This window comes from Actinomyces sp. SKVG-SVH-4(1), assembly GCF_048514265.1.
Taxonomy (GTDB): Bacteria; Actinomycetota; Actinomycetes; order Actinomycetales; family Actinomycetaceae; genus Actinomyces; species Actinomyces oris.
Genome location: NZ_JBGEVE010000002.1, coordinates 236,298 through 259,249 on the forward strand (window position 1 = coordinate 236,298; position 22,952 = coordinate 259,249).

The window sequence follows — 22,952 nt, forward strand, 5'->3', positions numbered from 1 at the left end:
GTTCTCACGCTCGCGGCGTCCTGCTGGTTCTTGACGCGCCGGCGCGGGATCCTCAAGGCTGCCCCATACGATGAGGCGATGGAGCCTTCTTCAGCCGGCCTCCAGAGAACAGGCGGGTGGCTGCACCTGGCACTCACCTGCGTCGGGACGGTTGTCGTGGTTGCGTCACTGGCAGTGGGCATCATCGCAACAACCGGCTGGCAGAACACCTACAAGCTCCCCGCGTGTGTCCCAGCCTCGGACTGCCTCGGTCAGACCCGCGAGGCTGTGGCCGAGAACCCGGCCATCCTGTTGCTGGGAGTCATGACCCTCCTACTGGCTGCGGCCGACGTATGGGCACTCGTCCAGATGCGGCGGCACCGCACGACGTTCTGGGTGCAATTCTCCGGCGCATTGCTGGCACTGACGACGATACTGTCTCTCAACACCCTGACGGCATGGTGGAGCTTCCGTTCCCTGGTCTATTGATCGGGCGGCACTTGCCCGAGGTTTGAACCCGTTACCGGTCGCTGAGAGCCTGACGATCGCTGATGGTCTGCTGTCGGTACTGGCTCGGTGAGAGCCCCAGGACGCGTCGGAAGTCGGCGGTCAGGTGGGCGTGGTCAGCGTAGTCGAGTTCGGCGGCCACCTGCGCAACGGTGACGGACGAATCCTCCCGGAGCCGCTGTGCTGCCTCTTGGAGCCGGCAGCGTCGGATCACTGCGAGTGGGGGCAGGCCGATGTACTTCTCACAGAGGCGTTGGAGACTGCGGACAGAAAGATCGAGGCGTCGCGCCAGCTGATCGACGCGCAGGACGCTTCTGTCGGAGGCGACGACGTCCTCCATCTTGTTGGCGATGAGCGCCATCGCTTGTGGCGGCCCGGCATGTTGGGCCACCCAGTCTGCCAGCGCACTGGCGGCACGTTGTCCACCCCTCATCGTGTTGGTATCCGCCATGGCGTCAGCAACCGCAGCGCCCAGGTCAGGGTCCTCGAGCGGCCGATGGGAGTTCCGGATCAGGGACGGGGAGCACAGCGCACCCGCTGCCGCAGGCCTGAGAAGGGCTCCGACGGCCCATCCTCGGCCTTCCAGCTCACGATAGGAGATGCTCGTCGTCGGGCCGTGCAGAGCCATGCCATCGGGCTCGACAACGAGGTTGCAGGCGGGGAACGGGAGCACCTCCTGGCGGTCCCGTTGTCCTGCGGGCAAGTCCCAGCGTGGGATCCAGATCCAGCGGACCCGATCGGCCAGTGCCTCGGGGACAGGCTGGCGGTGAAAGGTCGGAAGCCTGGAGGGATAGAGGATCCCCCGTCGATCAGCGGTCGTCTCGGGCACGGCTCCTCACCTTTCCGGAGCTGTCGCAGATCTTCAAGCGAAGGCACCTCCATCGTTCCTACAGTCGTTGGCATGAGTACACGCAACCTATCCGGGGCCACTGGTCACTACACGACTGATGGGACTCCGCACGGCTTCACCAGCATCACACCGTTTCTGGCGGTTGACGGCGCCGACCGAGCGCTCAGGTTCTACCGTGACGTCTTCGGTGCGCGCATCGTGGACAGTGTGGAGATCGAGGGTGCGGTCGTCCACGCAGAGCTCGACTTCGGTCACGGCAGGATCCAGATCGGTGAGCCCTCAGCCTTGTCCGGTCTGGTTGCGACTCCGTCGGATGAGCCGGTCTGCTACTCGATCCGCCTGTACTGCCCGGATGTCGACGCCGCCGTTGAGCGGGCTACTGCCGCCGGTGCGACCTTGCTGGAACCGCCCGACACCTTCGTGTCCGGGGACAGGTTCGCCTCCATCCGCGATCCCTTCGGCGTGCGGTGGTCGGTCATGACCCGGGTCGAGGACTTGTCCGAGGAGGAGAGTTCCGCACGTGTTGCCGCGTGGGCCCAGAAGCAGGCCGTTTCCGACAGCTGAGCCCTTCCGGGGCTCAGCGCCGCTGGCGCTTCTCGCGCACGCGCACCCCGATCTGGATGGGGGTGCCGGTGAAGCCGAACTCCTCACGCAGGCGGCGCTCGATGAAGCGCCGGTATCCGGCGTCGAGGAAACCGGTGGTGAAGATGACGATCCGGGGCGGGGCCACCTGGACCTGGGTGGCGAAGAGGATGCGGGGCTGCTTGCCGCCGCGCACCGGGTGCGGGGTGGCGGACTGCAGCTGGCCCAGGAAGCCGTTGAGTCGGCCCGTGGGAACGCGCGTGGTCCAGCCCTCCAGGGCGGCGTCGAGGGCGCGCACAAGCCGGTTGGTGTGCCAGCCGGTCCGGGCGGCCAGGTTGATGTGGGGGGCCCAGGAGACGTGGGCCAGGTCGTGCTCGACCTCCCACAGGAGCATCTTCTGGCGCTCCTCGTCCACCAGGTCCCACTTGTTGTTGACCAGGACCAGGGCTCGGCCGGCATCAACGGCCTGCTGGACCACGCGCACGTCCTGCTCGCTGATCGGCTCGGAGGCGTCCAGCAGGACGACGGCGACCTCGGCCTTGTCGATGGCGCCCTGCGTGCGCAGCACCGCGTAGTAGTCGGCGCCCCGTGACTGCTTGACCCGCCGGCGGATCCCCGCGGTGTCGACGAAGACCCACTGGCGCCCGTCGAGCTCGATGATCTCGTCGACTGGGTCACGGGTCGTGCCCGCGGTCTCGTTGACGACGACGCGCTCCTGGCCCGCGATGGAGTTCAGCAGAGAGGACTTGCCGACGTTAGGACGCCCCACGAGAGCGATGCGGTGCAGGTCCCCCTCCGGCGCTGCGGTGGCCACGGCGGAGACCTCCGGAAGGACCTCCATGACGGCGTCGAGGACCTCGCCGCTGCCCCGGCCGTGCAGGGCCGAGACCGGGAAGGGCTCGCCCAGCCCCAGGTTCCACAGGGTGGCGGCGTCCCCCTCCTGGGCCGGGGAGTCGACCTTGTTGGCGGCCAGGACCACCGGCTTGCCGCTGCGGCGCAGCATCCGCACCACGCGGGCGTCGGTCTCGGTGATGCCGACCTGGGCGTCGACGACCAGCAGGACGGCGTCGGCCATCTCCACGGCGATCTCGGCCTGGGTGGCCACGGCGGCGTCGAGGCCGGCCACGTCCACCTCCCATCCGCCGGTGTCGACGATGGTGAAGCGGCGCCCGGCCCACTCGGCCGGGTAGGAGACCCGGTCGCGGGTGACACCGGGGGTGTCCTGGACAACGGCCTCGCGACGGCCCAGGACCCGGTTGACCAGCGTCGACTTGCCCACGTTGGGGCGGCCGACGACGGCCAGGACCGGCAGCCCGGGCTCGACGCTGTCGCCGGTGGGCAGGCCGCCGTCGGCCTCCAGGAGGGCGAGGTCCTCCTCATCGAGCTCGTAGTCGGCCAGGCCCGCGCGCATGGCCTGGGCCCGCAGGTCCTCCTCGGCGTCCCGCTGGGCGGCGGCGTCGGCGGCCTCCTCCACCAGGTCCAGGACCCGTTCAACGGACTGCTCCAGGGTCAGCTCGGAGGTGTCCACCAAGGTGACGCCTTCGGGTGCGGTGAGGAACTGGGAGACCGTGGCGTCGTCGCGGTCGCGGCGCACCACCTGGTCGCGCAGGGCGTCGGCGTCGACCTGCTTGCCGGCGGCCTCCAGGTCCCCGGCGCGGCGGGCCAGACGGGCCTCCTCCGAGGCGGTCACCAGTAGGCGGGCGTCGGCGTCGGGCGCGATGACGGTGGTGATGTCACGTCCCTCGGCCACGATGCCGGCACCGGCGGAGAAGGAGCCGGTGTGCCCGGTCGCCTCGAAGCGGATGATCTCGCGCTGGCGGCGCGCCAGCTCGGCGCGCACCTCGAGGTTGGTGGCGACCTTCGAGACGACGGTGGCGATGTGCGGGTCGCGGATCGCGGTCGATACGTCCGTGCCGTCCACGGTGAAGGTGGGGTGCTCAGGATTCAGCCCCATGTGCAGGGGCATCGCGGCGACGGCCTCGGCGACGGCGGCCCCGTCCTCCAGGTCGATGCCCTCGTGCTCGCACCACCAGGCGGCGGCCCGGTACATGGCACCGGTGTCCAAGTAGGCCAGTCCCAGCTCGGCGGCGACGCGCCGCGAGACGGTGGACTTGCCCGATCCGCTCGGTCCGTCGATCGCAACGACGATTCCCATGGTGCCCTCCATCAGGGTCCGATTGACGGTCATGAACTGGGCCAAGCGTCCCACACTCCGGCGCGGTACCGCGGATCAGGTCCCCATGAGCACTGACACAGGCGGACCTCGGTGACGGATTGAACCGGCTTCAGCCCGCGACGACGCGCCAGCCCTGGGCGTCCAGCGCCTCCTCCAGCCGTTGGGCGGCCGCAGGAAGGACGGAGATGAGGGCGATGCCCGCGCTCTGCCCGGCCGAGTGCTCCAGGGAGAAGTCCTCAATGTTGACGCCGGCGGCGCCGACGTCCGAGAAGAGCCTGCCCAGCTCGCCGGCGGCGTCGGGTACCAGGACCTGGACCTCGGTGTAGCGGCGCGGCGCCCCGCCGTGCTTTCCGGGGATACGTGCCCGACCGAGGTTTCCCCGAGTCATGACATCGGTGACCGCGCCGACGGCCCCGGGAGCAACCACACGTGCCGCTCCCGGGGCCGTGTGCTCCGCACTGTCCGGATCGCAGACTGCCGCCTCGATCCCCGTCACCAGCGCAGCCAGGTCATCACTGATCCGGCGCAGCAGGTCGACCACGGGCCCGGCGTTGCCCACGATGATGGCCGACCACAGCCTGGGGTCCGAGGCCGCGATCCTGGTGACGTCACGAAGCCCCTGCCCTGACAGAGCCAGGGCCCCCTCCCCCAGCTCCTCCAGGCGGGCGGCCACGAGTGAGGAGACGAGCTGGGGCACGTGGGAGACGGCGGCGACGGCAGCGTCGTGCTCCGCCGCACCCATGCGCACCGGGGTGGCGCCCACATCGACCGCCAGGTTCCTGATGACCAGCTCCGCCTGTGGATCGGCGTCCTGGCCGACCACCACCCAGGGGCGCCCTGCGAAGAGGTCGCAGTCGGCGGCGCCGGCGCCCGAGCGCTCCCGGCCGGCCATCGGGTGGGAGCCGACGTACCTGCGGGCCTCGTCTCCCGCCCGGGCCCGGACCTCGGCGACGACCCGTTCCTTGACGGAGGCGACGTCAGTGACCACGGCACTGGGGTGGGCGCTCAGCTGCGCGACGACGACGTCGGCGGTGACGTCGGGGGGCGTGGCCACGACGACGATCTGCGGCTCAGGGCTGTCCTTGCCATGAAGCGTTCCCGCTCCCATGTCTCGAGCCAGGGCCAGCGAGGTCGGCGAGGTGTCGGAGAGCAGGACCTCGATACCTGCCGCCCGCAGCGCCAGAGCGAGTGAGGTTCCCAGCAGCCCCGTGCCGACGATGAGCACCGGGCCGCGCGTGGACACTGACGCCCGCGGCTCGGGGGCGCTCACAGCCCGACCTCCTGCTGCAGTGCGGCGATCTCCTCGCCGCTGAGGGGGCGGGTCTGGCCGGGGCGCAGGTTGCCCAGCCGCAGCGGTCCGAGCCGGGTGCGCGCCAGACGCGTCACAGGGTGGCCGACGGCGTCCAGCATGCGCCGCACGATGCGGTTCTTGCCGGAGTGGAGGGTGATCTCAACGATGGAACCGCGCGGCCCGGAGTCCTTGACAGTGACCCGGTCCGCCTTGGCCTCACCGTCCTCCAGCTCGATGCCGCGCCGCAGCTTACGCGGGACCCAGGGCTCAACCTGTCCCTCGACGATGGCGACATAGGTCTTGGCGATCTCGAAGCTGGGGTGCATGAGCCGGTGGGAGAGCTCGCCGTCGTTGGACAGCAGGAGCAGCCCCTCGGTCTCGGTGTCGAGGCGCCCGACATGCACTAGGCGCAGCGAGTCGGGCAGCTCGGGGTGCTCAGCCAGGTAGTCGCGTCCGTACTGGGCCACGGTGGGACGGCCCTCAGGGTCCTCCATGGTGGTGACGATGCCTGCCGGCTTGTGGAGCATGAGGGTGATGAGCTCGGGGTTGGTGAGGATTCGGCTGCCGTCAACGCGGATCTCCTGGGTCAGCGGGTCCACTCTGACGCCCGCCTCGGTGACGGAGATGCCGTCGACGCTGACGCGGCCGTCGGCGATGAGCTGCTCGCAGGCGCGGCGCGAGGCAACCCCTGCGTGGGCCAGGACCTTCTGCAGCCGTTGCCCGGAGGCGACGTGCGGGTCGTCCTGGCCGCCCTTGGTGGCGCGCTCACGCATCTGGAGCAGACGGGCTTCCTCATCCTCATCAATGGCCTCGGCGTCGAAGGCGGCCAGGTCGCCGGCGTCGGCCTGCTCGTCCAGCTCCTCGAGGTCATCCTCGTCGTAGAACTCCTGGGCCCCGAAGTCGCTGTGGGGCACGGACTCGGTTCGGGTGTGGCGGTTTCTCGGGGTCATGGGGTCCTCCTACCGGCCATCTCATCGGCCTGTTCGACGATCTCCCCCAGCGCCTCGACGCGGGGGAGGTAGGGAGCCAGGGGTGGCAGCTCGTCCAGGGAGTCGATTCCCAGGTACTCCAGGAAGTCTCCCGTGGTCCTGTACAGAATCGCACCGGAGGTCTCGGCACCGGCCTCCTCGATGAGGCCGCGGGCGTGCAGGGTGCGCATGACGCCGTCGACATTGACCCCGCGGATCTGTGCGACCCGCCCCCGGGTGACCGGCTGCCGGTAGGCGACGACGGCCAAGGTCTCCAGCGCGGCCTGACTCAGGCGTGCGGTGGCGCCGCCAATGATGAACTGCTCGACGAGGTCGGCGTGCTCAGGCACGGAGGCGAAACGCCACCCACCTGCCGCACGTCGCAGGAGGAATCCATGAGCACGGCTGCCGGGCGCCTCTCCACGGTACTCGGCTGCCAGACTCTCGAGCAGCTCCTCGCAGACGCTCTCCTCCATACCGAGGGCCTCGGCGATCGCAGAGGTGGTCACCGGCTCGTCGGCGACGATGAGGATGGCCTCAGCAGCACTGCGCAGCTCAGACCCCACAGCCTCGCTCATGCGAATTCCTCCTCGAGCTCAGTAAGGTTCTCAGAGGTCATCATGCCGGTCAGGTCGTCCTGGCCGCCGCACCAGGTCACGGTGATCTCGCCCATGGCCTCCGTCTGGTCCAGCTCGGCACTGCCCTGGCGGTGGAGGATGAGCAGCGCCAGGAAGCGGGCCACCACGACGGCGGTGCGCTCGGCGTCCTCAATGATCTGGGCGAAGGTCAGGGTTCCGTGACTGCGCAGCCTGCTGGCGATGAGGCTCAGCTGCTCACCGACCGGTACCCGCTCGTGCAGGTGGACGGTCTGGACGCCTGGATCCGTGGGCCGGGTGAAGGCGCCCACCGCCAGCCGCGTCAGCTCCTCGGGGGTGATGGTGGCCACGAGCTTGGGCAGCAGCGCCGCCAGATGCGGTTCCAGGGCGACGATGCGCGGGTAGCTGCGCGCAGAGGTCTCCGCCCGGTGGCGGAAGGCAGCTGCGGCCTCCTTGAAGGCCCGGTACTGCAGGAGCCGGGCGAAGAGCAGGTCACGGGCCTCGAGCAGCTCGAGGTCGGGCTCCTCCTCGTTCTCGTCATGGGGCAGAAGGCGGTGGGCCTTGAGCGCCAGGAGGGTGGAGGCCACGACGATGAACTCAGATGCGCGCCCCAGGTCCCAGTCCGAGCGCATGTGGGCGATGAAGTCGTCGGTCACCTCGGCCAGCGCCAGCTCGGTGACGTCGAGCCGCTTGCGGGCGATGAGACTCAGTAGCAGGTCGAAGGGGCCTTCGAACTGGGGCAGCGTGACGCTGAATCCGGGCAGCCGGGGCGGCCCCTGCTCCTCCGACTCAGGCGACATCGCCGCGGGCGATGACCTCGCGGGCCAGCCGGCGGTAGGCGTCCGCGCCGGGGTGGGAAGGCGCGTAGCTGGTGATCGGCTCATTGGCCACGGAGGCGTCCGGGAACTTGATCGTGCGCCGGATGCGCGTGTCGAAGAGCTGCTCGCCGAAGGCCTGCTCCAGGCGCTCGAGCACCTCCCGGGAGTGCAGGGTGCGGGAGTCCACCATGGTGGCGAGGATGCCGTCGATCTCCAGGGTGGCGTTGAGGCGGTCCTTGACCCGCTCGACGGTCTCCACCAGGAGCGCCACACCACGCAGGGCGAAGAACTCGGTCTCCAGCGGGATGATGACGCCGTGGGAGGCGGTCAGGGCGTTGATGGTCAGCAGTCCGAGTGAGGGCTGGCAGTCCACGAGGATCACGTCGTACTCGTCGAGCACCGGACGCAGCACCCGCTTGAGGGCCTGTTCGCGGGCGACCTCGTTGACGAGCTGGACCTCGGCGGCGGACAGGTCGATGTTGGCCGGGACGATGTCCAGTCCCTCCACCGTGGTCTCGTGGATGACCGTGCGGATGTCCGGACGGCTGGCGACGAGCAGGTCGTAGATGGTGGAGTCGAGCTCGTGAGCGTTGATGCCCAGGCCGGCCGAGGCCGCTCCCTGGGGGTCGAAGTCGACGATGAGGACCTTGCGCCCCAGCTCGGCCAGTGCGGCGCCGAGGTTGATCGTCGTCGTGGTCTTTCCGACGCCGCCCTTCTGGTTGCACATGGAGATGACCCGAGCGGGTCCGTGCGACTCCAGCGGCGCGGGAACGGGGAAGTCCTTCTCCTCGCTCTCGTCGGTGCCGGGGTTGTCGATCAGGCCTGGCTGGATGGAGTCATTCACGTCATCCAGCCTAGTCGAAAGCCGACCGACATCGCCCAGTTCAGATAGGACACGCCAGAGAACAACGCAGACAGGACTCTCCTTTCAGGCGCGGCCCGGTGCGCACTCAGGCTTCCCCCACCAAAGCCTGGGGTACGGCCCTCACCTGCGGGCTCATCGATCAGGCCAGAGCCCGCGGGTGACTGGTGGCGTAGACCTCCCGCAGGTGGTCGACGGTGACCTTCGTGTAGATCTGGGTGGTGGTGACCGAGGCGTGTCCGAGCATCTCCTGGACGACACGCACGTCCGCCCCTCCCGCCAGCAGATGCGTGGCGAAGGAGTGGCGCAGGGTGTGGGGGGAGATGCGCCGCTCGTCGGCGCCGTCCGTCCCGATGAGACCGGCCCGTTCAGCGGCCTGTTGGAGGACCGCCCAGGCGCTCTGCCGACTCAGGGGCCTGCCCAGGGTGTTGAGGAAGACCTGTGGCACTCCCCTGCCCTTCTCGGCCAGGACCGGCCGCCCTCGCACCAGGTAGGCGTCCAGCGCCTCCCAGGCGTAGGCCCCCATGGGGACCACGCGTTCCTTGCGTCCCTTGCCGAACAGCCTCAGCAGCCTGGAGTCGGTGTCAAGGTCGTCGACGACGAGCCCCACCGCCTCGGAGATGCGGGCGCCGGTGGCGTAGAGGACCTCCAGCAGCGCTCGGTCGCGCAGGCTCACCGGGGAGTCGTCAACGCCTGCTGCCTCCAGGAGACGGCGGACCTCATCGACCCCTAAGGCCTTGGGCAGGCGCCTTCCGGGCTGGGGCGGGCGCACGGTGGCCGAGGGATCCTCTGAGGTGGTGCCCTCGGCCAGGAGGAACTTGTGCCAGCCGCGCACGGCCGTGACGGTTCTGGATGCGGAGGACGACGCCAGCGGACGGGCGCCGTCGGATCCGGTGCGCAGGACCTCGAGGAAGCCGGCCACGTCGTTGCGGCTGACGTCCTGCGGTGCTGAGATGCCGGCGCTCCTCAGGTAGCGCAGGTAGCGGCCGAGGTCGCGCTCGTAGGCGCTCAGGGTGTGAGGGCTCAGCCCGCGCTCGACACGCAGGTGGGCGAGGTAGCCGCGCAGCCCTCGGTCCAGATCGTCTCCACGCGGATCGGGGGTGGTATCGACGGTCGGATCCGTCGTGTGCGCTGTGCTCGTAGGAGTCCGCCGAGGCTCAGCCGAGCTTGGCGACCAGGCCGAGCCCGACGATCGTGATCGTCCAGATGATGGCCACCGCCACCGTGATGCGGTCGAGGTTGCGCTCGGCCACGCCGGAGGACCCTGCGGAGGAGGAGATACCGCCGCCGAACATGTCCGACAGACCGCCGCCCTTGCCCTTGTGCAGGAGGATCGACATGATGAGGAAGAAGCTCGAGAGGACGAGCAGCACCTGAAGGACGATACGCACTACGTTCACGTCACGTTCCCTTCGTTGTTGGTTCCGTCTTGCTGCGGGGGCCTCACGCTCCGGCATGGGTCCGGCGCGACTCCCGACAGGGTCCGCGCCCCCACCTGTCCGCGTGGCAGTCTACCCGCAACGCACAGGGTCCCGGACACCTCGGGGTGTGAGGTGTCCGGGACCCTGTCAGCGAGCGGTGGGACGCTGCGGAGAAGTGATCGCTCAGCTCCTCCGCCGCGGCTCGGGTCGCTCAGGCGTAGAAGCCGGCCATGGCGGCGAAGGAGTCCGCCTTGAGGGAGGCTCCGCCGACGAGTGCACCGTCGACGTCGGGCTGGGCCATGAGCTCCTTGATGTTGCCGGGCTTGGCGGAGCCGCCGTAGAGGATGCGGGTGGCGTCAGCGGTGGCGTCGCCGTAGTCGGCACGCAGGGCCTCGCGGATCGCTCCGCACACCTCCTGAGCGTCCTCGGCGGTGGCGGTCTCGCCGGTGCCGATGGCCCAGATGGGCTCGTAGGCGATGACGATCTTGGCGACGTCCTCGCCGCTCCATCCCTCCAGGGCGGCGCGGATCTGCCCCAGGACGAAGTCGACGTGGGTGCCGGCCTTGCGGATCTCCAGGGCCTCACCGCAGCACAGGATGGGGGTCATGCCGGCGTCGAGCACCTTGCGGGCCTTGGCGCCCACGAGGGCGTCGGACTCGCCGTGGTACTCGCGGCGCTCGGAGTGGCCCATGACGACGTAGCTGACACCGAGCTTGGTGAGCATCTCGGTGGAGATCTCGCCGGTGTAGGCGCCGTTGTCGTGGATGGAGACGTCCTGGGCGCCGTACTTGATGTCCAGGGAGTCGGCCTCGACGACGGTCTGCACGGTGCGGATGTCCGTGAAGGGCGGGATCACGAGGACCTCGCACTTGGTGTAGTCGTGGTCGTGGTCCTTGAGCTCCATGGCCAGGCCCTGGACGAGGTGGTTGGCCTCGAGGTGGTCGAGGTTCATCTTCCAGTTGCCCGCCATGAGCGGGGTGCGGTTACTCATCTGGGTTGCCTTCCTTCAGTCGTTGAGCACGGCGATACCGGGCAGGGTCTTGCCCTCGAGGAGCTCGAGGGAGGCGCCGCCGCCGGTGGAGATGTGGGAGAACGTGGCCTCGTCGAAGCCGAGCGTGCGCACGGCCGCGGCGGAGTCGCCACCGCCGATGACGGAGAAGGCGTCGGACTCGGAGATCGCCTTGGCCACGGCCTTGGTGCCCTCGGCGAAGGCCGGGAACTCAAAGACGCCCATGGGGCCGTTCCACACCACGGTCTTGGAGGTGGCGATGGCATCGGCGAAGAGCTTTCGCGTCTCAGGGCCGATGTCCAGGCCCATCTGGTCGGCGGGCAGGGCGTCAGCGGGCACCACGGTGGCGGGGGCGTCCGCGGCGAAGGTCGGGGCCACGACGGTGTCGACGGGCAGCAGCAGCTCGACGCCGTTGGCCTTGGCGGTCTCCAGGTAGCCCTTGACGGTGTCGATCTGGTCCTTCTCCAGCAGAGAGGTACCCACCTCGTAGCCCTGGGCGGCCAGGAAGGTGTAGGCCATGCCGCCACCGATGAGGAGACGGTCGGCCTTGCTCAGCAGGTTGGAGATGACGCCGAGCTTGTCGGAGACCTTGGAGCCGCCGAGCACCACGGTGTAGGGGCGCTCGGGGTCATTGACGGCGCGCCCCAGGGACTCGATCTCCTTGACGACAAGCAGGCCGGCGGCGGAGGGCAGCAGCTTGGCGACGTCGTAGACGGAGGCCTGCTTGCGGTGCACGACGCCGAAGCCGTCGGAGACGAAGACGTCGGCCAGGGCGGCGAGCTCGGCGGCGAAGGCCTCGCGCTCGGCGTCGTCCTTGGAGGTCTCGGCAGCGTTGAAGCGCACGTTCTCCAGCAGGACGATCTCACCGTCACCGGCTGCGGCGACGGCGGCCTTGGCGGAGTCGCCCACGGTGTCCTCGGCGAGGGTCACCTTGACACCGGTGACCTCGGCGAGGCGCTTGGCGACAGGGGCCAGGGAGTAGTCGGGGTTGACCTGCCCCTTGGGGCGCCCCAGGTGGGCGGTGATGATTACCTTGGCGCCGGCGTCGAGCAGGGTGCGCAGGGTGGGCAGAGCGGCCTGGATGCGGCCGTCGTCGGTGATGTTCTTGTCGGCGTCCAGCGGCACGTTGAAGTCGGAGCGGACCAGGACACGCTTGCCCTTGAGGTCGCCCAGGGACTCGATGGTCTTCATGAAGCCTCTCATCGGTTGTGGGTGATGGTGTGGGTGTGGGACGGACGGCGCCCGCGCACGCATAGCGTGGCGCGGGCGCCGTCTTCTAGAGAGTCATGCTCTCGGTCTGGTCTCAGGCGAGCTTGGAGCCGACCAGGGAGGTCAGGCGGACCAGGGCGTTGGAGTAGCCCCACTCGTTGTCGTACCAGGAGAGGACCTTGACGAGGTTGCCGATGACCTTGGTCTCGGTGGCGTCGAAGATCGAGGTGTGCGGGTTGCCCACGATGTCGGTGGAGACGATCGGGTCCTCGGTGTACTCGAGAACGCCCTTGAGCTCGCCCTCGGCGGCGGCCTTGACGGCAGCCTTGACGGCCTCGACGGAGACCTCCTTCTCAGCGATGAAGGTCAGGTCGGTCAGCGAGCCGGTCGGGGTGGGGACACGCACGGCCAGACCGTCGAACTTGCCCTTGAGGGCGGGCAGAACGAGGGCCACGGCCTGGGCGGCACCGGTCTTGGTGGGGATCATGTTCAGCGCGGCGGCGCGAGCACGGCGCAGGTCGCTGTGCGGGGCGTCGAGGACGCGCTGGTCACCCGTGTAGGAGTGGATGGTGGTCATGATGCCGCGCTCGATGCCGAAGTTCTCGTGGAGAACCTTGGCCAGGGGGGCGAGGCAGTTGGTGGTGCACGAGGCGTTGGACACGATGTTCATCGTGGCGTTGTCGTAGTCGCCCTCGTTGACACCCATGACGAAGGTGCCGTCGACGTTCTTGGCGGGAGCGGAGATGACGACCTTCTTGGCGCCACCGTCGAGGTGAGCCTTGGCCTTCTCGCCGTCGGTGAAGAAGCCGGTGGACTCCACGACGACCTCGACGCCCAGGTCGCCCCAGGGCAGGTCGGCGGGGTTGCGCTGAGCGAGCACCTTGATGTGCTTGCCGTTGACGGTGATGCCATCCTCGTCGTAGGAGACCTCGCCGTCGAAACGACCGAGGATCGAGTCGTACTTGAGCAGGTGGGCCAGGGTCTTGTTGTCCGTCAGGTCGTTGACGGCGACAACCTCGATGTCGGCGCCCTGCTCGAGGGCGGCACGGAAGAAGTTGCGGCCGATCCGGCCGAAGCCGTTAATACCAACGCGGGTGGTCACTTTGTGTCCTCCTAGTGCGCCGGTTGGCGGCGCACGGTTGCTGGGGCTCTTTTCACACATGGCGTGTGCTCCGGAACCTCCTCTTCAGCTCACATCCGATTCAGCTCCGGTACGGCCGAGTCTAGTCACACTGGGCAGGCGCTGGGAGTCGCCGACCACGCCACGGGCGAACACTGTGATGCACAAGCCAAGCCGAGGGGACCAAAGACCATCAGGCGCCCCCAAGGCAAGGACCGAGGTCCCATCTCACCTCAGGGCTCGAGCATCTCCTGGGTGAGAACCGACTCCGTGTCGGGGATGCCCAGCTCGTGGGCCTGCTTGTCCGCCATGGCCAGGAGGCGGCGGATACGTCCAGCGACGGCGTCCTTGGTCAGCTGTGGGTCGGAGAGCTGCCCGAGCTCCTCCAGGGACGCCTGCTTGTGCGCGATGCGCAGGCGACCGGCCTGAAGCAGGTGGGCGGGGACATCGTCCCCCAGGATCTCGAAGGCTCGCTCGACGCGGGCACCCGAGGCGACGGCGGCGCGGGCCGAACGGCGCAGGTTGGCGTCGTCGAAGTTGGCCAGGCGGTTGGCGGTGCCCCGCGACTCGCGCCGAGATCGGCGCTCGGCCCACACCTTGAAGGCCTCCGGCGCCCCCATCCGCTCCAGGAGAACACCAATGGCCTCACCATCGCGAACGACGACGCGGTCGGCCCCGCGCACCTCTCGGGCCTTGGCGGAGATGTCGAAGCGCCGGGCGGCCCCGACCAGGGCCAGTGCGGCCTCGGAGCCGGGACAGGTGACCTCCAAGGAGGAGGACCGGCCGGGCTCGGTCAGGGATCCGCGGGCCAGGAAGGCCCCACGCCAGGCGGCAGCGGCGGCGTTGCGCCCTCCTTGAATGACGGACACCGGCATGCCCCGCACCGGCCGGCCCCGGTCGTCGACCAGCCCCGACAGCCGGGCCAGGTCCTTGCCGCGCTTGGTCACTCGCAGCACGTAGCGGGACCCTCGGTGCAGGGAACCGCCCTGAACCACCATGACCTCGGGCTCCATCCCGTAGAGCTCCTTGAGGTGCTGGTGCAGGCGCCGCACCGCTCCGCCGTGATCGAGCTCGGCCTCGACGACGATGCGCCCGGAGACGATATGGAGCCCTCCGGCGAAGCGCAGCATCGCGGAGACCTCCGCCCGTCGTTGGGCGGCGTTCTCAGTAGCGACGAGCGCGAGCTCATCCTTGACGGTGACCGTCAGCGACATGGGCGGGCTCCTCGTGGTCGGGGTTCGTGATTCGGGACTGGCAAACATGGTTGACGCTGCGGCCGTTGCCAGGGCGTCCCGGGTGCTGGCGAGGCGCAGCTCGAACATGCGCGGGCGAAGCGACTCAAGACGTCAGGGCGATGTCATACGGCGCCCGAGGCGTATCAATGGAGAATTTTTAGCCGCAGCACCCGGCAGCCGGCTGGAAGCGGCCGCCGAGAATTATGAACGATCATGCACAGCGGGACTCTTCAATGAGTCCAGCATCACATGTCATCACGTCCACTGAGATCGGTGACGTCCCCCAGAGCCCCCTCGAAGGCGTCCCGGAAGGCGGCTGCCAGGCGAAGCGGATCGTGGTGGCACAGGGCCTCGCCGGTGCGCACCTGGCGCAGGACGACGGTGGCCCCCATGGCGGCGGCCACCACTGCAAGATCCTCGACGTCCTCAACGGTGGAGGGGTCGGCCAGCACCACGTCCAGGCGCAGGTCGGGCGCGTACTGGCTCAGGACCCGAAGATGATCGGCACTGGTCATCCCGTCGGTCTCGCCCTGCTGAGCGGAGAGGTTGAGGACCACGACCTTGCGGGCCGAGGTGTTCACCAGCGCGCGGCGCATGGACGGCAGGATGAGGTGCGGGAGCACCGAGGTGTACCAGGAGCCGGGCCCCAGGACCACCCATTCGGCCTCATCGATGGCGCGCAGCGCCTCGGGATGGGCCTCGGCGTCCTGAGGAACCATCCCCACGTTCTCCAGACGTCCGCGGGCCGAGGCCACTGCCACCTGACCACTGACCCGGCGTCGACTCCCCCCGGAGACGATGTCGGCTTCAATGACCAGGGGTGAGGAGGACATGGGAACGACGCGGCCGTGGATCGTCAGCAGGCGCCCCACCCAGTCGAGCCCGGCAACCTCGTCCCCCAGCAGCTGCCACAGCGCCAGGATGAGCAGGTTCCCCAGGGCGTGATTGTCGAGCTCGCCCTGCCCCTCGAAGCGGTGCTGGAGCACGTCTCGCCAGGTCAGGCCCCACTCGGAGTCCTCGCAGAGCGATGCCAGCGCCATTCTCAGGTCTCCTGGCGGCAGACAGTCGAACTCTCGGCGCAGGCGTCCCGAGGAGCCTCCGTCGTCGGCGACGGTGACGACGGCGGTGAGCCGGTGGGTGACGTGGCGCAGCGCCCGCAGCGTGGCGGACAGTCCGTGCCCGCCTCCCAGGGCGACGACGGCGGGTCCCTCCTCACCGCGGCGGGGCCAGCCCGCCGCATCGATCGTGGTTCCCACTGCCTACTCCCGTCCCAGATCGCGGTGCTGGACAACGACCTCGAAGCCCCCGCGCCTCAACCTGGCCCCGAGCCGCTCCGCCGAGGCCACGGAACGGTGCTTGCCACCGGTGCAGCCCACAGCCAGGGTGACGTGGGGCTTGAGCTCATCGACGTACTGCGGGAGCGCGGGGATGAGCAGGTCGGCGTACCCGTCGACGAAGGCAGCAGCTCCCTTCTGGGCGAAGACGTAGTCGGCCACCGGTGCGTCACGTCCGGTGAGGTGGCGCAGCTCGGAGACCCAGTAGGGGTTGGGGATGAAGCGCACGTCCAGGACGTGGTCGGCGTCCAGGGGAATGCCGTACTTGAACCCGAAGGACATGACGTTGATACGCAGGGCCAGGTCGGACTCGTGCGCCACGAGCTCGCGCACCCGCCGGGCGAGGTCGTGGACGGAGTAGTTGGAGGTGTCGATGACGCTGTCGGCCACGCCCCGCAAGCCCCCCAGGAGAGTGCGCTCGTGCTCAATCCCGTCCAGGACGGAGCCGCTGCCCTGCAACGGGTGGGGTCGGCGAGAGGACTCAAAGCGTCTGACCAGCACGGCGTCGGAGGCATCCAGGAAGATGAGCCTCACGTCGGTGCCGTTGTTGCGGACCTTGCGCAGATAGTCCATGAAGTGGGAGAAGAACTCGCGACTGCGCACATCGACCACCGCGGCCAGCCGGTGCACACCGGCGCCGACCGTCGTCATCATTCCCGACAGAGCCGGCAGCAGCTGGGGCGGCAGGTTGTCCACGACGTACCAGTCGAGGTCCTCCAGCGCGTTGGCCGCGCGCGAGCGCCCCGCCCCGGACATACCCGTGACAATAATCATCTCGGGGCGTTCCGCCGGGGGAACCGGAGGAGTCGCCTCATCGAGGGCGGGGATCTCAATGGGAACCGTGTCCTGAAGCCGCTGGCGCTTGCCGGAGGAGGACTGAGGGCGGCGCTCGTCATGCATGCACCAAGCATCGCATGCCCAGCTCGCTCCGCCCATCGCCGACGCCGGTTTACCGGTAGCGTTTCACCGTTGCCAGTACTCACTGCCGCCGGTTCCCGGCGCCAGACACCAGGAGGCCCCATGAGCTCCTCCCCCATGTCCGACCAGACTCCCTCATGCCAGTGCACGCCCCAGGAGACGCCGATGCGTCGGCCCACCGCCCCGGTGCTGGGTACGCCCTGGACCAGCTCCGCGACGAAGGTGGCGCTGCTGGGCGCCGGTGAGATCGGCAAGGAGGTGGCGATCGCTCTGACCCGCCTGGGGGTGGAGGTCACGGCGATCGACCGCTATGAGGGGGCTCCGGCCCAGCAGGTGGCGCACAACGCCATGACGGTGGACATGAGCGACCCCGAGGCGCTGACGGCCGCCATCCGCGCCAGCGGTGCCGCCGTCGTGATCCCGGAGATCGAGGCGCTGGCCACCGACGCCCTGGCGGCGCTGGAGAGCGCCGGCGAGGTGCAGGTGGTACCGACCGCCCGTGCAGTGCAGCTGACGATGAATCGTGAGGGCATCCGACGCCTAGCGGCTGAGGAGCTGGGGCTGGCGACCAGTCCCTACACCTTCGCCTCGTCCTTGGATGAGCTGCGCGCGGGTGCTCAGCAAGTGGGCTTTCCGTGCGTGGTCAAACCGGTCATGTCCTCATCGGGGCACGGCCAGTCCGTGGTGCGCGGGCCGCAGGACCTGGAGGCGGCCTGGCGCTACGCGGCGGCCGACGGCAGGGTGGACCGAGGCCGGGTCATCGTGGAGGGATTCGTGCGTTTCGACACCGAGATCACGCTGCTCACGGTGCGCTGGCGTCATCCCGGCACCGGGGAGACGGTGACGAGCTTCTGCGAGCCGATCGGGCACCGGCAGGTCGATGGGGACTATGTGGAGTCCTGGCAGCCGCAGCCCCTGAGCCCGGTGGCCCTGGAACGGGCCCAGCAGGTGGCCGAGCGCGTGACCGCGGCGCTGGGCGGCTGGGGCCTGTTCGGGGTGGAGCTGTTCATCTGCGGGGAGGAGGTTCTCTTCTCCGAGGTCTCCCCGCGCCCCCATGACACCGGCCTGGTGACACTGGCGAGCCAGCGCCTGAGCGAGTTCGAGCTGCACGCCCGCGCCCTGCTGGGTCTGCCCGTGGATACCTCGCTGCGCTCCCCCGGCGCCTCGGTGACTATCAAGGCGACGGGAGAGTCCGCACCGGGTGAGGGCGTGCGCTTCGCCGGTCTTGATGAGGCGCTCGCTCAGGAGGGGGTGGATCTGCGGCTCTTCGGTAAGCCTGAGGCCCACCCGGGGCGGCGTCTGGGCGTTGTCGTGGCCTACGCCGACGACGTGCAGGTCGCCCGAGATCGGGCGCGGTCCGCCGCCCAGGCGATCCATCCCAGCGTCTGAGTCAGATCGCCCGGGCGCCGCACCGTCTCAGCGGCTACCCCTGTGCCGCATTCTGTGGCGAGGGAATGAGGCAGGCGCCGTTGGAGGCGATGGCGTCGCGGTACCAGCCGAAGGACTTCTTGCGGTAGCGGGCCAGGGTGCCGTTGCCGTCGTCGTCGCGGTCCACGTAGATGAAGCCGTAGCGCTTGGACATCTGGGCGGTGGAGGCCGAGACCAGGTCGATACAGCCCCAGGAGGCGTAGCCCAGGACCTCGACGCCGTCGGCGATGGCCTCGGCGACCTGGACCAGGTGGTCGTTCATGTAGGCGATGCGATAGTCGTCCTCAACCGTGGGACCGTCGGGGCCCTCCACCAGGACGTCTTTGGCTCCCAGCCCGTTCTCGACGATGAACAGGGGCTTGCCCCAGCGGTCCCAGTAGTCGTTGAGGATGGTGCGCAGGCCCGTCGGGTCGATCTGCCACCCCCACTCGGAGGCCTCGAGAGTCGGGTTGGACACGCCGCCCATGAGGTTGCCCCGGCCGGCCTCGGCCGGCTGGGTAACGGTCTCGCACACGGACATGTAGTAGGAGAAGGAGACGAAGTCGACGGTGTGCTCCCGCAGCAGCGCGCGGTCCTCCTCGGTGATCTCCAGCTTGATGCCCTTGTCTCGCAGGGAACGCAGCAGGTAGCCGGGGTACTCGCCGCGCACGTGGAGGTCCCCGAAGGCGTAGTTGGCGCGCTCGGCCTGCTTGGCGGCCCAGACGTCTCGGGGATCGGGGGTCAGCGGGTAGGTGGGCACGGCCAGGATCATGCAGCCGACCTGGATGTCGGGGTTGACCTCGTGGGCGATCCTCGTGGCGGCCGCGGAGGCGACGAGCTCGTGGTGGATGGCCTGGTAGAGGTCCTGCTCGCTGAGCCTGTCCTTGGGGGTGGCGATGCCGCCGGACAGGAAGGGCTCGTGGAGGACGGAGTTGATCTCGTTGAAGGTGAGCCAGTACCTGACCCGCTTGCCGTATCGCTCGAACAGGGTGCGGGCGTAGCGCAAGAAGAAGCCGATGAGGCGGCGGTCGGTCCAGCCGTCATAGGTGCGGGCCAGGTGGAGCGGGGTCTCGTAGTGGCTGATGGTGACCAGCGGCTCGATGCCGTGCTTCTCGAGCTCGTCGAGGACCCGGTCGTAGAAGGCGAGCCCCTCCTCGTTGGGCTCGGTCTCGTCACCGAGCGGGAAGATACGGCTCCAGGCGATGGAGAAGCGGAAGACCTTGAAGCCCATCTCCGCCAGCAGGGCGATGTCCTCGGCGTAGCGGTGGTAGAAGTCGATGGCCTCAAGCTTGAGGTTGTCGGGTGTGGGGGCCTGGGTGGGCGGGGCCAGGATGCCCCGGGGCATGACGTCCTGAACGGACAGGCCCTTGCCGTCCTCGTTGTAGGCGCCCTCGATCTGGTTGGCGGCGGTGGCTCCGCCCCACAGGAAGCCGCCGGGGAAGCGCAGATCAGGGGCGGGCGATGGTGTGGTCATTGCTCCTCATCCTCCGTGTGTTCTGTCAGGTGCAGGTTTCAGAAGGTTCCGGGCCAGTGACCGCCACGATCAGATCGCGCTGACGGAGGCCTACCTGCGCCTCATGGCGGCGTCCGTCCTCAGTCCTGGAGGCCCACCATGACGGAGGAGGCCTTGACGACGGCAACCGCCTTCTTGCCCTCTGCCAGCTCGAGCTCCTCGATGGCCGCGTTGGTGATGGAGGAGGTGATGATGACGCCGGGGGCGACCTCGATCTTGACGACGCCGTTGACGGCGCCCTTCTCGATGGAGACGACGGTGCCGGGCAGCTGGTTGCGGGCGGAGATCCTCATACGGGGTGTCCTTTCGAGTTGGCGTCAGTCCAGCACGTCACGGAATCGCACTACTGGTCAGTGTCTGGACTATTGAGGTGAGCCAGAATCGTACCCGCCAGAGCCGGTCCGATGCCCTTGACTCGGGTGATGTCATCCACGTCGGCCTGCCGGATGCGCGTGACTGAGCCGAACTCCCGCAGGAGGGCCGCCTGACGCGCCGGTCCCAGGCCGGGGATACCATCCAGGACGGAGCGGGTCATGCCGGCCGAGCGCTTCTTGCGGTGGTGGGTGATGGCGAAGCGGTGGGACTCGTCGCGCAGGTGCTGAAGCAGGTAGAGGGCGGGCGACGTGCGCGGCAGGATGACGGGGAACTCCTCCCCCGGCACCCACACCTCCTCCAGACGCTTGGCCAGGCCGATGAGCGGCACGTCGATGCCGAGCTCGTCGAGGACGGTGCGTGCGGCATTGACCTGCGGCAAACCGCCGTCGACGACAACCAGTCCGGGCGCGTACGAGAAGCGCCGGGCCTTGCCGGTCTCAGGATCGATGGGCCCGGAGACGACGGCGATGCCCTCGACGTCCTCGATCTCCTGCGCCGCCAGGGCAGCGGCCTCACCGCGCCCCTGCTCGGCGATGAGGCGTTTGAACCGGCGGGTGAGGACCTCGTGCATGGCGGCGGTGTCGTCGGCCGCGCCGCTGCCGTCCTGGCCGCGCACGGTGAAGCGTCGGTAGTCGGACTTGCGCGGCGCACCGTCCTCGAAGACGACCATCGAGCCCACCTGGTAGGTGCCCTGGGTGTGGGAGATGTCGTAGCACTCGACGCGCAGGGGCGCCTCGGGCAGATCGAGGGCCTCGGCGAGCTCATCAAGGGCAAGGGCGCGCTGGGTGAGATCTCCCGCCCTCCGGGTCTTGTGCAGCCGCAGAGCCTCCTGCGCGTTCCTGCGCACCGTATCCATGAGGGCGGCCTTGTCGCCGCGCTGTGGGACGCGCAGGTCGACCTTCGCTCCGCGCAGGCCGGACAACCAGGTGCGCACGGTGGCGGCGTTGCTGGGCAGCTCGGGAACCAGGATCTCCTTGGGCACCGCCGTGGTGGCCGTATGGGCGACGTCGTCGACGCTCGTGGCCGCCGACTCTCCCTTGCGCCGGGAGGCGTCACCGTTGGAACCGTGGGGGACGCTGCGGGGCTGGGGGCTGGAGGGGGCACGGTCCCCCACCCCGACGGATGTGGTGGTGCCCGAGGCGGTGGGGGCACCACTGTGGTGGACGGCGCCGGCGTCGGCCGGATCAACGAGGGAGGCGTAGACCTGTTCGAGGAGGCGCTCGATGAGCTCGGCGTCCCCGGCGTCGTCGATGAGGTCCACGACCCAGCCGCGCTGCCCTCGCACCCGGCCGCCGCGGACGTGGAAGACCTGGACGGCGGCCTCGAGCTCGTCGCGGACCAGGGCGAAGACGTCGGCATCGGTCGCGTCGGGAAGGACAACGGCGTTGCCCTCGATGACCTTGCGCAGTGCGGCGGCGTCGTCACGCAGGCGGGCGGCCTTCTCGAAGTCGAGGGCGGCAGCCGCCGCCTTCATCTCAGCCTCGACCTGGCGCAGGTAGGGGCCGGTGCGACCGGCCATGAAGGCGCAGAAGTCCTCAGCCAGCGCCCGATGGTCCTGCGGGCTGATGCGGCCCACGCAGGGGGCCGAGCACTTGTCGATGTACCCCAGCAGGCAGGGACGCCCCGAGGCCTGGGCACGGCGGAAGACGCCGGCCGAGCAGGAACGCACCGGGAACACCCGTAGCAGCTGCTCGACGGTCTCGCGGATGGACCAGGCCTGGACGAAGGGACCGAAGTAGCGGGTTCCCGGTTTGCGGGCTCCCCGGACCACCTGGACGCGGGGGTAGGTCTCCCCCATCGTCACCGCCAGGTAGGGGTAGGACTTGTCGTCCTTGTACATGACGTTGAAACGGGGGTTGAACTCCTTGATCCAGGAGTACTCCAGGGCCAGGGACTCCACCTCGGTGGACACGACCGTCCATTCCACCGCGCATGCGGTGGTGACCATCTTCTGGGTGCGCGGGTGCAGTGCGGCGAGGTCCTGGAAGTAGTTGGACAGGCGCTGACGCAGGTTCTTGGCCTTGCCGACGTAGATGACCCGTCCCTGCCCGTCCAGGAACCGGTAGACCCCCGGGGACGTGGGGATCTCGCCCGGTGCAGGACGGTACGTCGAGGGGTCGGCCATGCCCGCAAGCGTAGACGCCTATCATCCTCGTCCACGACCCGCGGCCCGGCAGCCGGCCGCCGGTGCCTCTAGCCCGGTAACAACGAAGGACCCGAGCCGGTAGGGCTCGGGTCCTCGTCATGGTGGTGGGCGATACTGGGATCGAACCAGTGACCTCTTCCGTGTCAGGGAAGCGCGCTCCCGCTGCGCCAATCGCCCGAGGTGGGTACCGGATTCGAACCGGTGTAAACGGCTTTGCAGGCCGGTGCCTAACCTCTCGGCCAACCCACCATGAGATGCTGGGGCTGGGCGCTCCCGGCTCCTCGGAGCGGATGACGGGACTCGAACCCGCGACCCTCACCTTGGCAAGGTGATGCTCTACCAACTGAGCCACATCCGCATGAATCCTCACGGTTCGTCCGAACCGCTCGGTGCTGGAAAACCATAGCACCAGGATCGCAGTGGCAGGCAAATGGCACCGCGGTGATTCACCTCACCGGGCAGCCGTTTGCTCCGGAGGCACCCGGCTGGCTATGGTTGGCGCCGCACCGGGCGATTGGCTCAGGGGTTAGAGCGCCTCGTTCACACCGAGGAGGTCACTGGTTCGATTCCAGTATCGCCCACCGGATAGCAGTTCCCTCACGCTTGCCCTCCTCTGGGAGGGCAAGCGTTTTTCGT

Annotated in this window: 21 protein-coding genes and 4 tRNA genes; 4 read left to right on the forward strand and 21 right to left on the reverse strand. The window is 68.9% G+C overall.

The genetic code is table 11. The features are described 5' to 3' along the window. Positions 1 to 78: 78 nt before the first annotated feature. A complete protein-coding gene (locus AB7V09_RS02955) occupies positions 79 to 468 on the forward strand; it encodes a hypothetical protein (RefSeq protein WP_009747536.1) in 390 nt (129 codons plus the stop codon). Positions 469 to 499: 31 nt separating this feature from the next. On the opposite strand, the gene AB7V09_RS02960 is transcribed toward AB7V09_RS02955, so the two are convergent. Beyond that, complete coding sequence (locus tag AB7V09_RS02960) at positions 500 to 1,315, reverse strand: helix-turn-helix domain-containing protein (protein WP_419142880.1); 816 nt, start codon at positions 1,313 to 1,315, stop codon at positions 500 to 502. 72 nt (positions 1,316 to 1,387) lie between these two features. Here AB7V09_RS02960 and AB7V09_RS02965 point away from each other — a divergent pair, with 72 nt between their 5' ends. Next, positions 1,388 to 1,900 (forward strand): VOC family protein, encoded by a 513-nt coding sequence (locus tag AB7V09_RS02965; RefSeq protein WP_009747605.1) that lies wholly within the window; start codon positions 1,388 to 1,390, stop codon positions 1,898 to 1,900. A 13-nt stretch (positions 1,901 to 1,913) separates the two neighbouring features. Here AB7V09_RS02965 and der read toward each other — a convergent pair whose 3' ends face one another. From der to rapZ, 14 genes are all read right to left on the reverse strand, one after another. Beyond that, positions 1,914 to 4,073 carry a bifunctional cytidylate kinase/GTPase Der gene (der, locus tag AB7V09_RS02970; RefSeq protein WP_419142881.1) on the reverse strand — a complete coding sequence of 720 codons (2,160 nt, stop codon included), beginning with the start codon at positions 4,071 to 4,073 and terminating at the stop codon, positions 1,914 to 1,916. Positions 4,074 to 4,203: 130 nt separating this feature from the next. Continuing rightward, positions 4,204 to 5,364 (reverse strand): prephenate dehydrogenase, encoded by a 1,161-nt coding sequence (locus tag AB7V09_RS02975; RefSeq protein ID WP_419142882.1) that lies wholly within the window; start codon positions 5,362 to 5,364, stop codon positions 4,204 to 4,206. Beyond that, a complete protein-coding gene (locus AB7V09_RS02980) occupies positions 5,361 to 6,335 on the reverse strand; it encodes a pseudouridine synthase (RefSeq protein ID WP_009747235.1) in 975 nt (324 codons plus the stop codon). Before AB7V09_RS02980 ends, AB7V09_RS02975 begins: the two co-directional genes overlap by 4 nt. Beyond that, entirely contained in the window at positions 6,332 to 6,931 is a 600-nt protein-coding gene (gene scpB / locus AB7V09_RS02985) for an SMC-Scp complex subunit ScpB (RefSeq protein ID WP_419142883.1), read from the reverse strand. The genes AB7V09_RS02980 and scpB overlap by 4 nt, the downstream gene beginning before the upstream one ends. Beyond that, positions 6,928 to 7,749, reverse strand: coding sequence for a ScpA family protein (locus tag AB7V09_RS02990; RefSeq protein ID WP_314132904.1), 822 nt, complete (start codon positions 7,747 to 7,749; stop codon positions 6,928 to 6,930). The genes scpB and AB7V09_RS02990 overlap by 4 nt, the downstream gene beginning before the upstream one ends. Beyond that, positions 7,739 to 8,611, reverse strand: a complete 873-nt coding sequence (locus AB7V09_RS02995; RefSeq protein ID WP_009406376.1) for a ParA family protein — start codon at positions 8,609 to 8,611, stop codon at positions 7,739 to 7,741. The genes AB7V09_RS02990 and AB7V09_RS02995 overlap by 11 nt, the downstream gene beginning before the upstream one ends. A 160-nt stretch (positions 8,612 to 8,771) precedes the next feature. Next, positions 8,772 to 9,695 (reverse strand): site-specific tyrosine recombinase XerD, encoded by a 924-nt coding sequence (gene xerD / locus AB7V09_RS03000; protein ID WP_043537648.1) that lies wholly within the window; start codon positions 9,693 to 9,695, stop codon positions 8,772 to 8,774. Between the two features lie 91 nt (positions 9,696 to 9,786). Further along, positions 9,787 to 10,029: a preprotein translocase subunit SecG gene (gene secG, locus AB7V09_RS03005; protein ID WP_009406441.1), complete on the reverse strand. Its 243-nt coding sequence runs from the start codon at positions 10,027 to 10,029 to the stop codon at positions 9,787 to 9,789. A 232-nt stretch (positions 10,030 to 10,261) separates the two neighbouring features. After that, the gene (gene tpiA, locus AB7V09_RS03010) at positions 10,262 to 11,041 is read right to left on the reverse strand and encodes a triose-phosphate isomerase (protein ID WP_004564942.1); all 780 of its coding nucleotides are present in this window, start codon (positions 11,039 to 11,041) and stop codon (positions 10,262 to 10,264) included. Between the two features lie 15 nt (positions 11,042 to 11,056). Beyond that, positions 11,057 to 12,250 (reverse strand): phosphoglycerate kinase, encoded by a 1,194-nt coding sequence (locus tag AB7V09_RS03015; RefSeq protein ID WP_278698841.1) that lies wholly within the window; start codon positions 12,248 to 12,250, stop codon positions 11,057 to 11,059. 112 nt (positions 12,251 to 12,362) lie between these two features. Beyond that, positions 12,363 to 13,370, reverse strand: coding sequence for a type I glyceraldehyde-3-phosphate dehydrogenase (gene gap, locus AB7V09_RS03020; RefSeq protein ID WP_004564944.1), 1,008 nt, complete (start codon positions 13,368 to 13,370; stop codon positions 12,363 to 12,365). A gap of 251 nt (positions 13,371 to 13,621) precedes the next feature. Continuing rightward, positions 13,622 to 14,602: a DNA-binding protein WhiA gene (gene whiA, locus AB7V09_RS03025; RefSeq protein ID WP_004564945.1), complete on the reverse strand. Its 981-nt coding sequence runs from the start codon at positions 14,600 to 14,602 to the stop codon at positions 13,622 to 13,624. Between the two features lie 266 nt (positions 14,603 to 14,868). Further along, positions 14,869 to 15,879, reverse strand: a complete 1,011-nt coding sequence (locus AB7V09_RS03030; RefSeq protein WP_419142884.1) for a gluconeogenesis factor YvcK family protein — start codon at positions 15,877 to 15,879, stop codon at positions 14,869 to 14,871. Between the two features lie 3 nt (positions 15,880 to 15,882). After that, positions 15,883 to 16,857, reverse strand: coding sequence for an RNase adapter RapZ (gene rapZ / locus AB7V09_RS03035; RefSeq protein WP_060957942.1), 975 nt, complete (start codon positions 16,855 to 16,857; stop codon positions 15,883 to 15,885). 120 nt (positions 16,858 to 16,977) lie between these two features. Here rapZ and purT point away from each other — a divergent pair, with 120 nt between their 5' ends. Further along, a complete protein-coding gene (purT, locus tag AB7V09_RS03040; protein ID WP_419142885.1) occupies positions 16,978 to 18,264 on the forward strand; it encodes a formate-dependent phosphoribosylglycinamide formyltransferase in 1,287 nt (428 codons plus the stop codon). 34 nt (positions 18,265 to 18,298) lie between these two features. Here purT and AB7V09_RS03045 read toward each other — a convergent pair whose 3' ends face one another. From AB7V09_RS03045 to AB7V09_RS03070, 6 genes are all read right to left on the reverse strand, one after another. Then, positions 18,299 to 19,756: a glycoside hydrolase family 1 protein gene (locus tag AB7V09_RS03045; RefSeq protein ID WP_419142886.1), complete on the reverse strand. Its 1,458-nt coding sequence runs from the start codon at positions 19,754 to 19,756 to the stop codon at positions 18,299 to 18,301. 119 nt (positions 19,757 to 19,875) lie between these two features. Next, positions 19,876 to 20,088 (reverse strand): TOBE domain-containing protein, encoded by a 213-nt coding sequence (locus AB7V09_RS03050; protein ID WP_003780741.1) that lies wholly within the window; start codon positions 20,086 to 20,088, stop codon positions 19,876 to 19,878. Positions 20,089 to 20,138: 50 nt separating this feature from the next. Beyond that, complete coding sequence (gene uvrC / locus AB7V09_RS03055; RefSeq protein ID WP_419142887.1) at positions 20,139 to 22,295, reverse strand: excinuclease ABC subunit UvrC; 2,157 nt, start codon at positions 22,293 to 22,295, stop codon at positions 20,139 to 20,141. A gap of 123 nt (positions 22,296 to 22,418) precedes the next feature. Then, positions 22,419 to 22,493 (reverse strand) — tRNA-Val (locus AB7V09_RS03060). Position 22,494: 1 nt separating this feature from the next. After that, a tRNA-Cys gene (locus AB7V09_RS03065) sits at positions 22,495 to 22,565 on the reverse strand. Positions 22,566 to 22,601: 36 nt separating this feature from the next. Further along, positions 22,602 to 22,674 (reverse strand) — tRNA-Gly (locus tag AB7V09_RS03070). Between the two features lie 150 nt (positions 22,675 to 22,824). Between AB7V09_RS03070 and AB7V09_RS03075 the strand changes: the two genes are divergently transcribed. Beyond that, a tRNA-Val gene (locus tag AB7V09_RS03075) sits at positions 22,825 to 22,897 on the forward strand. Positions 22,898 to 22,952: the final 55 nt, after the last annotated feature.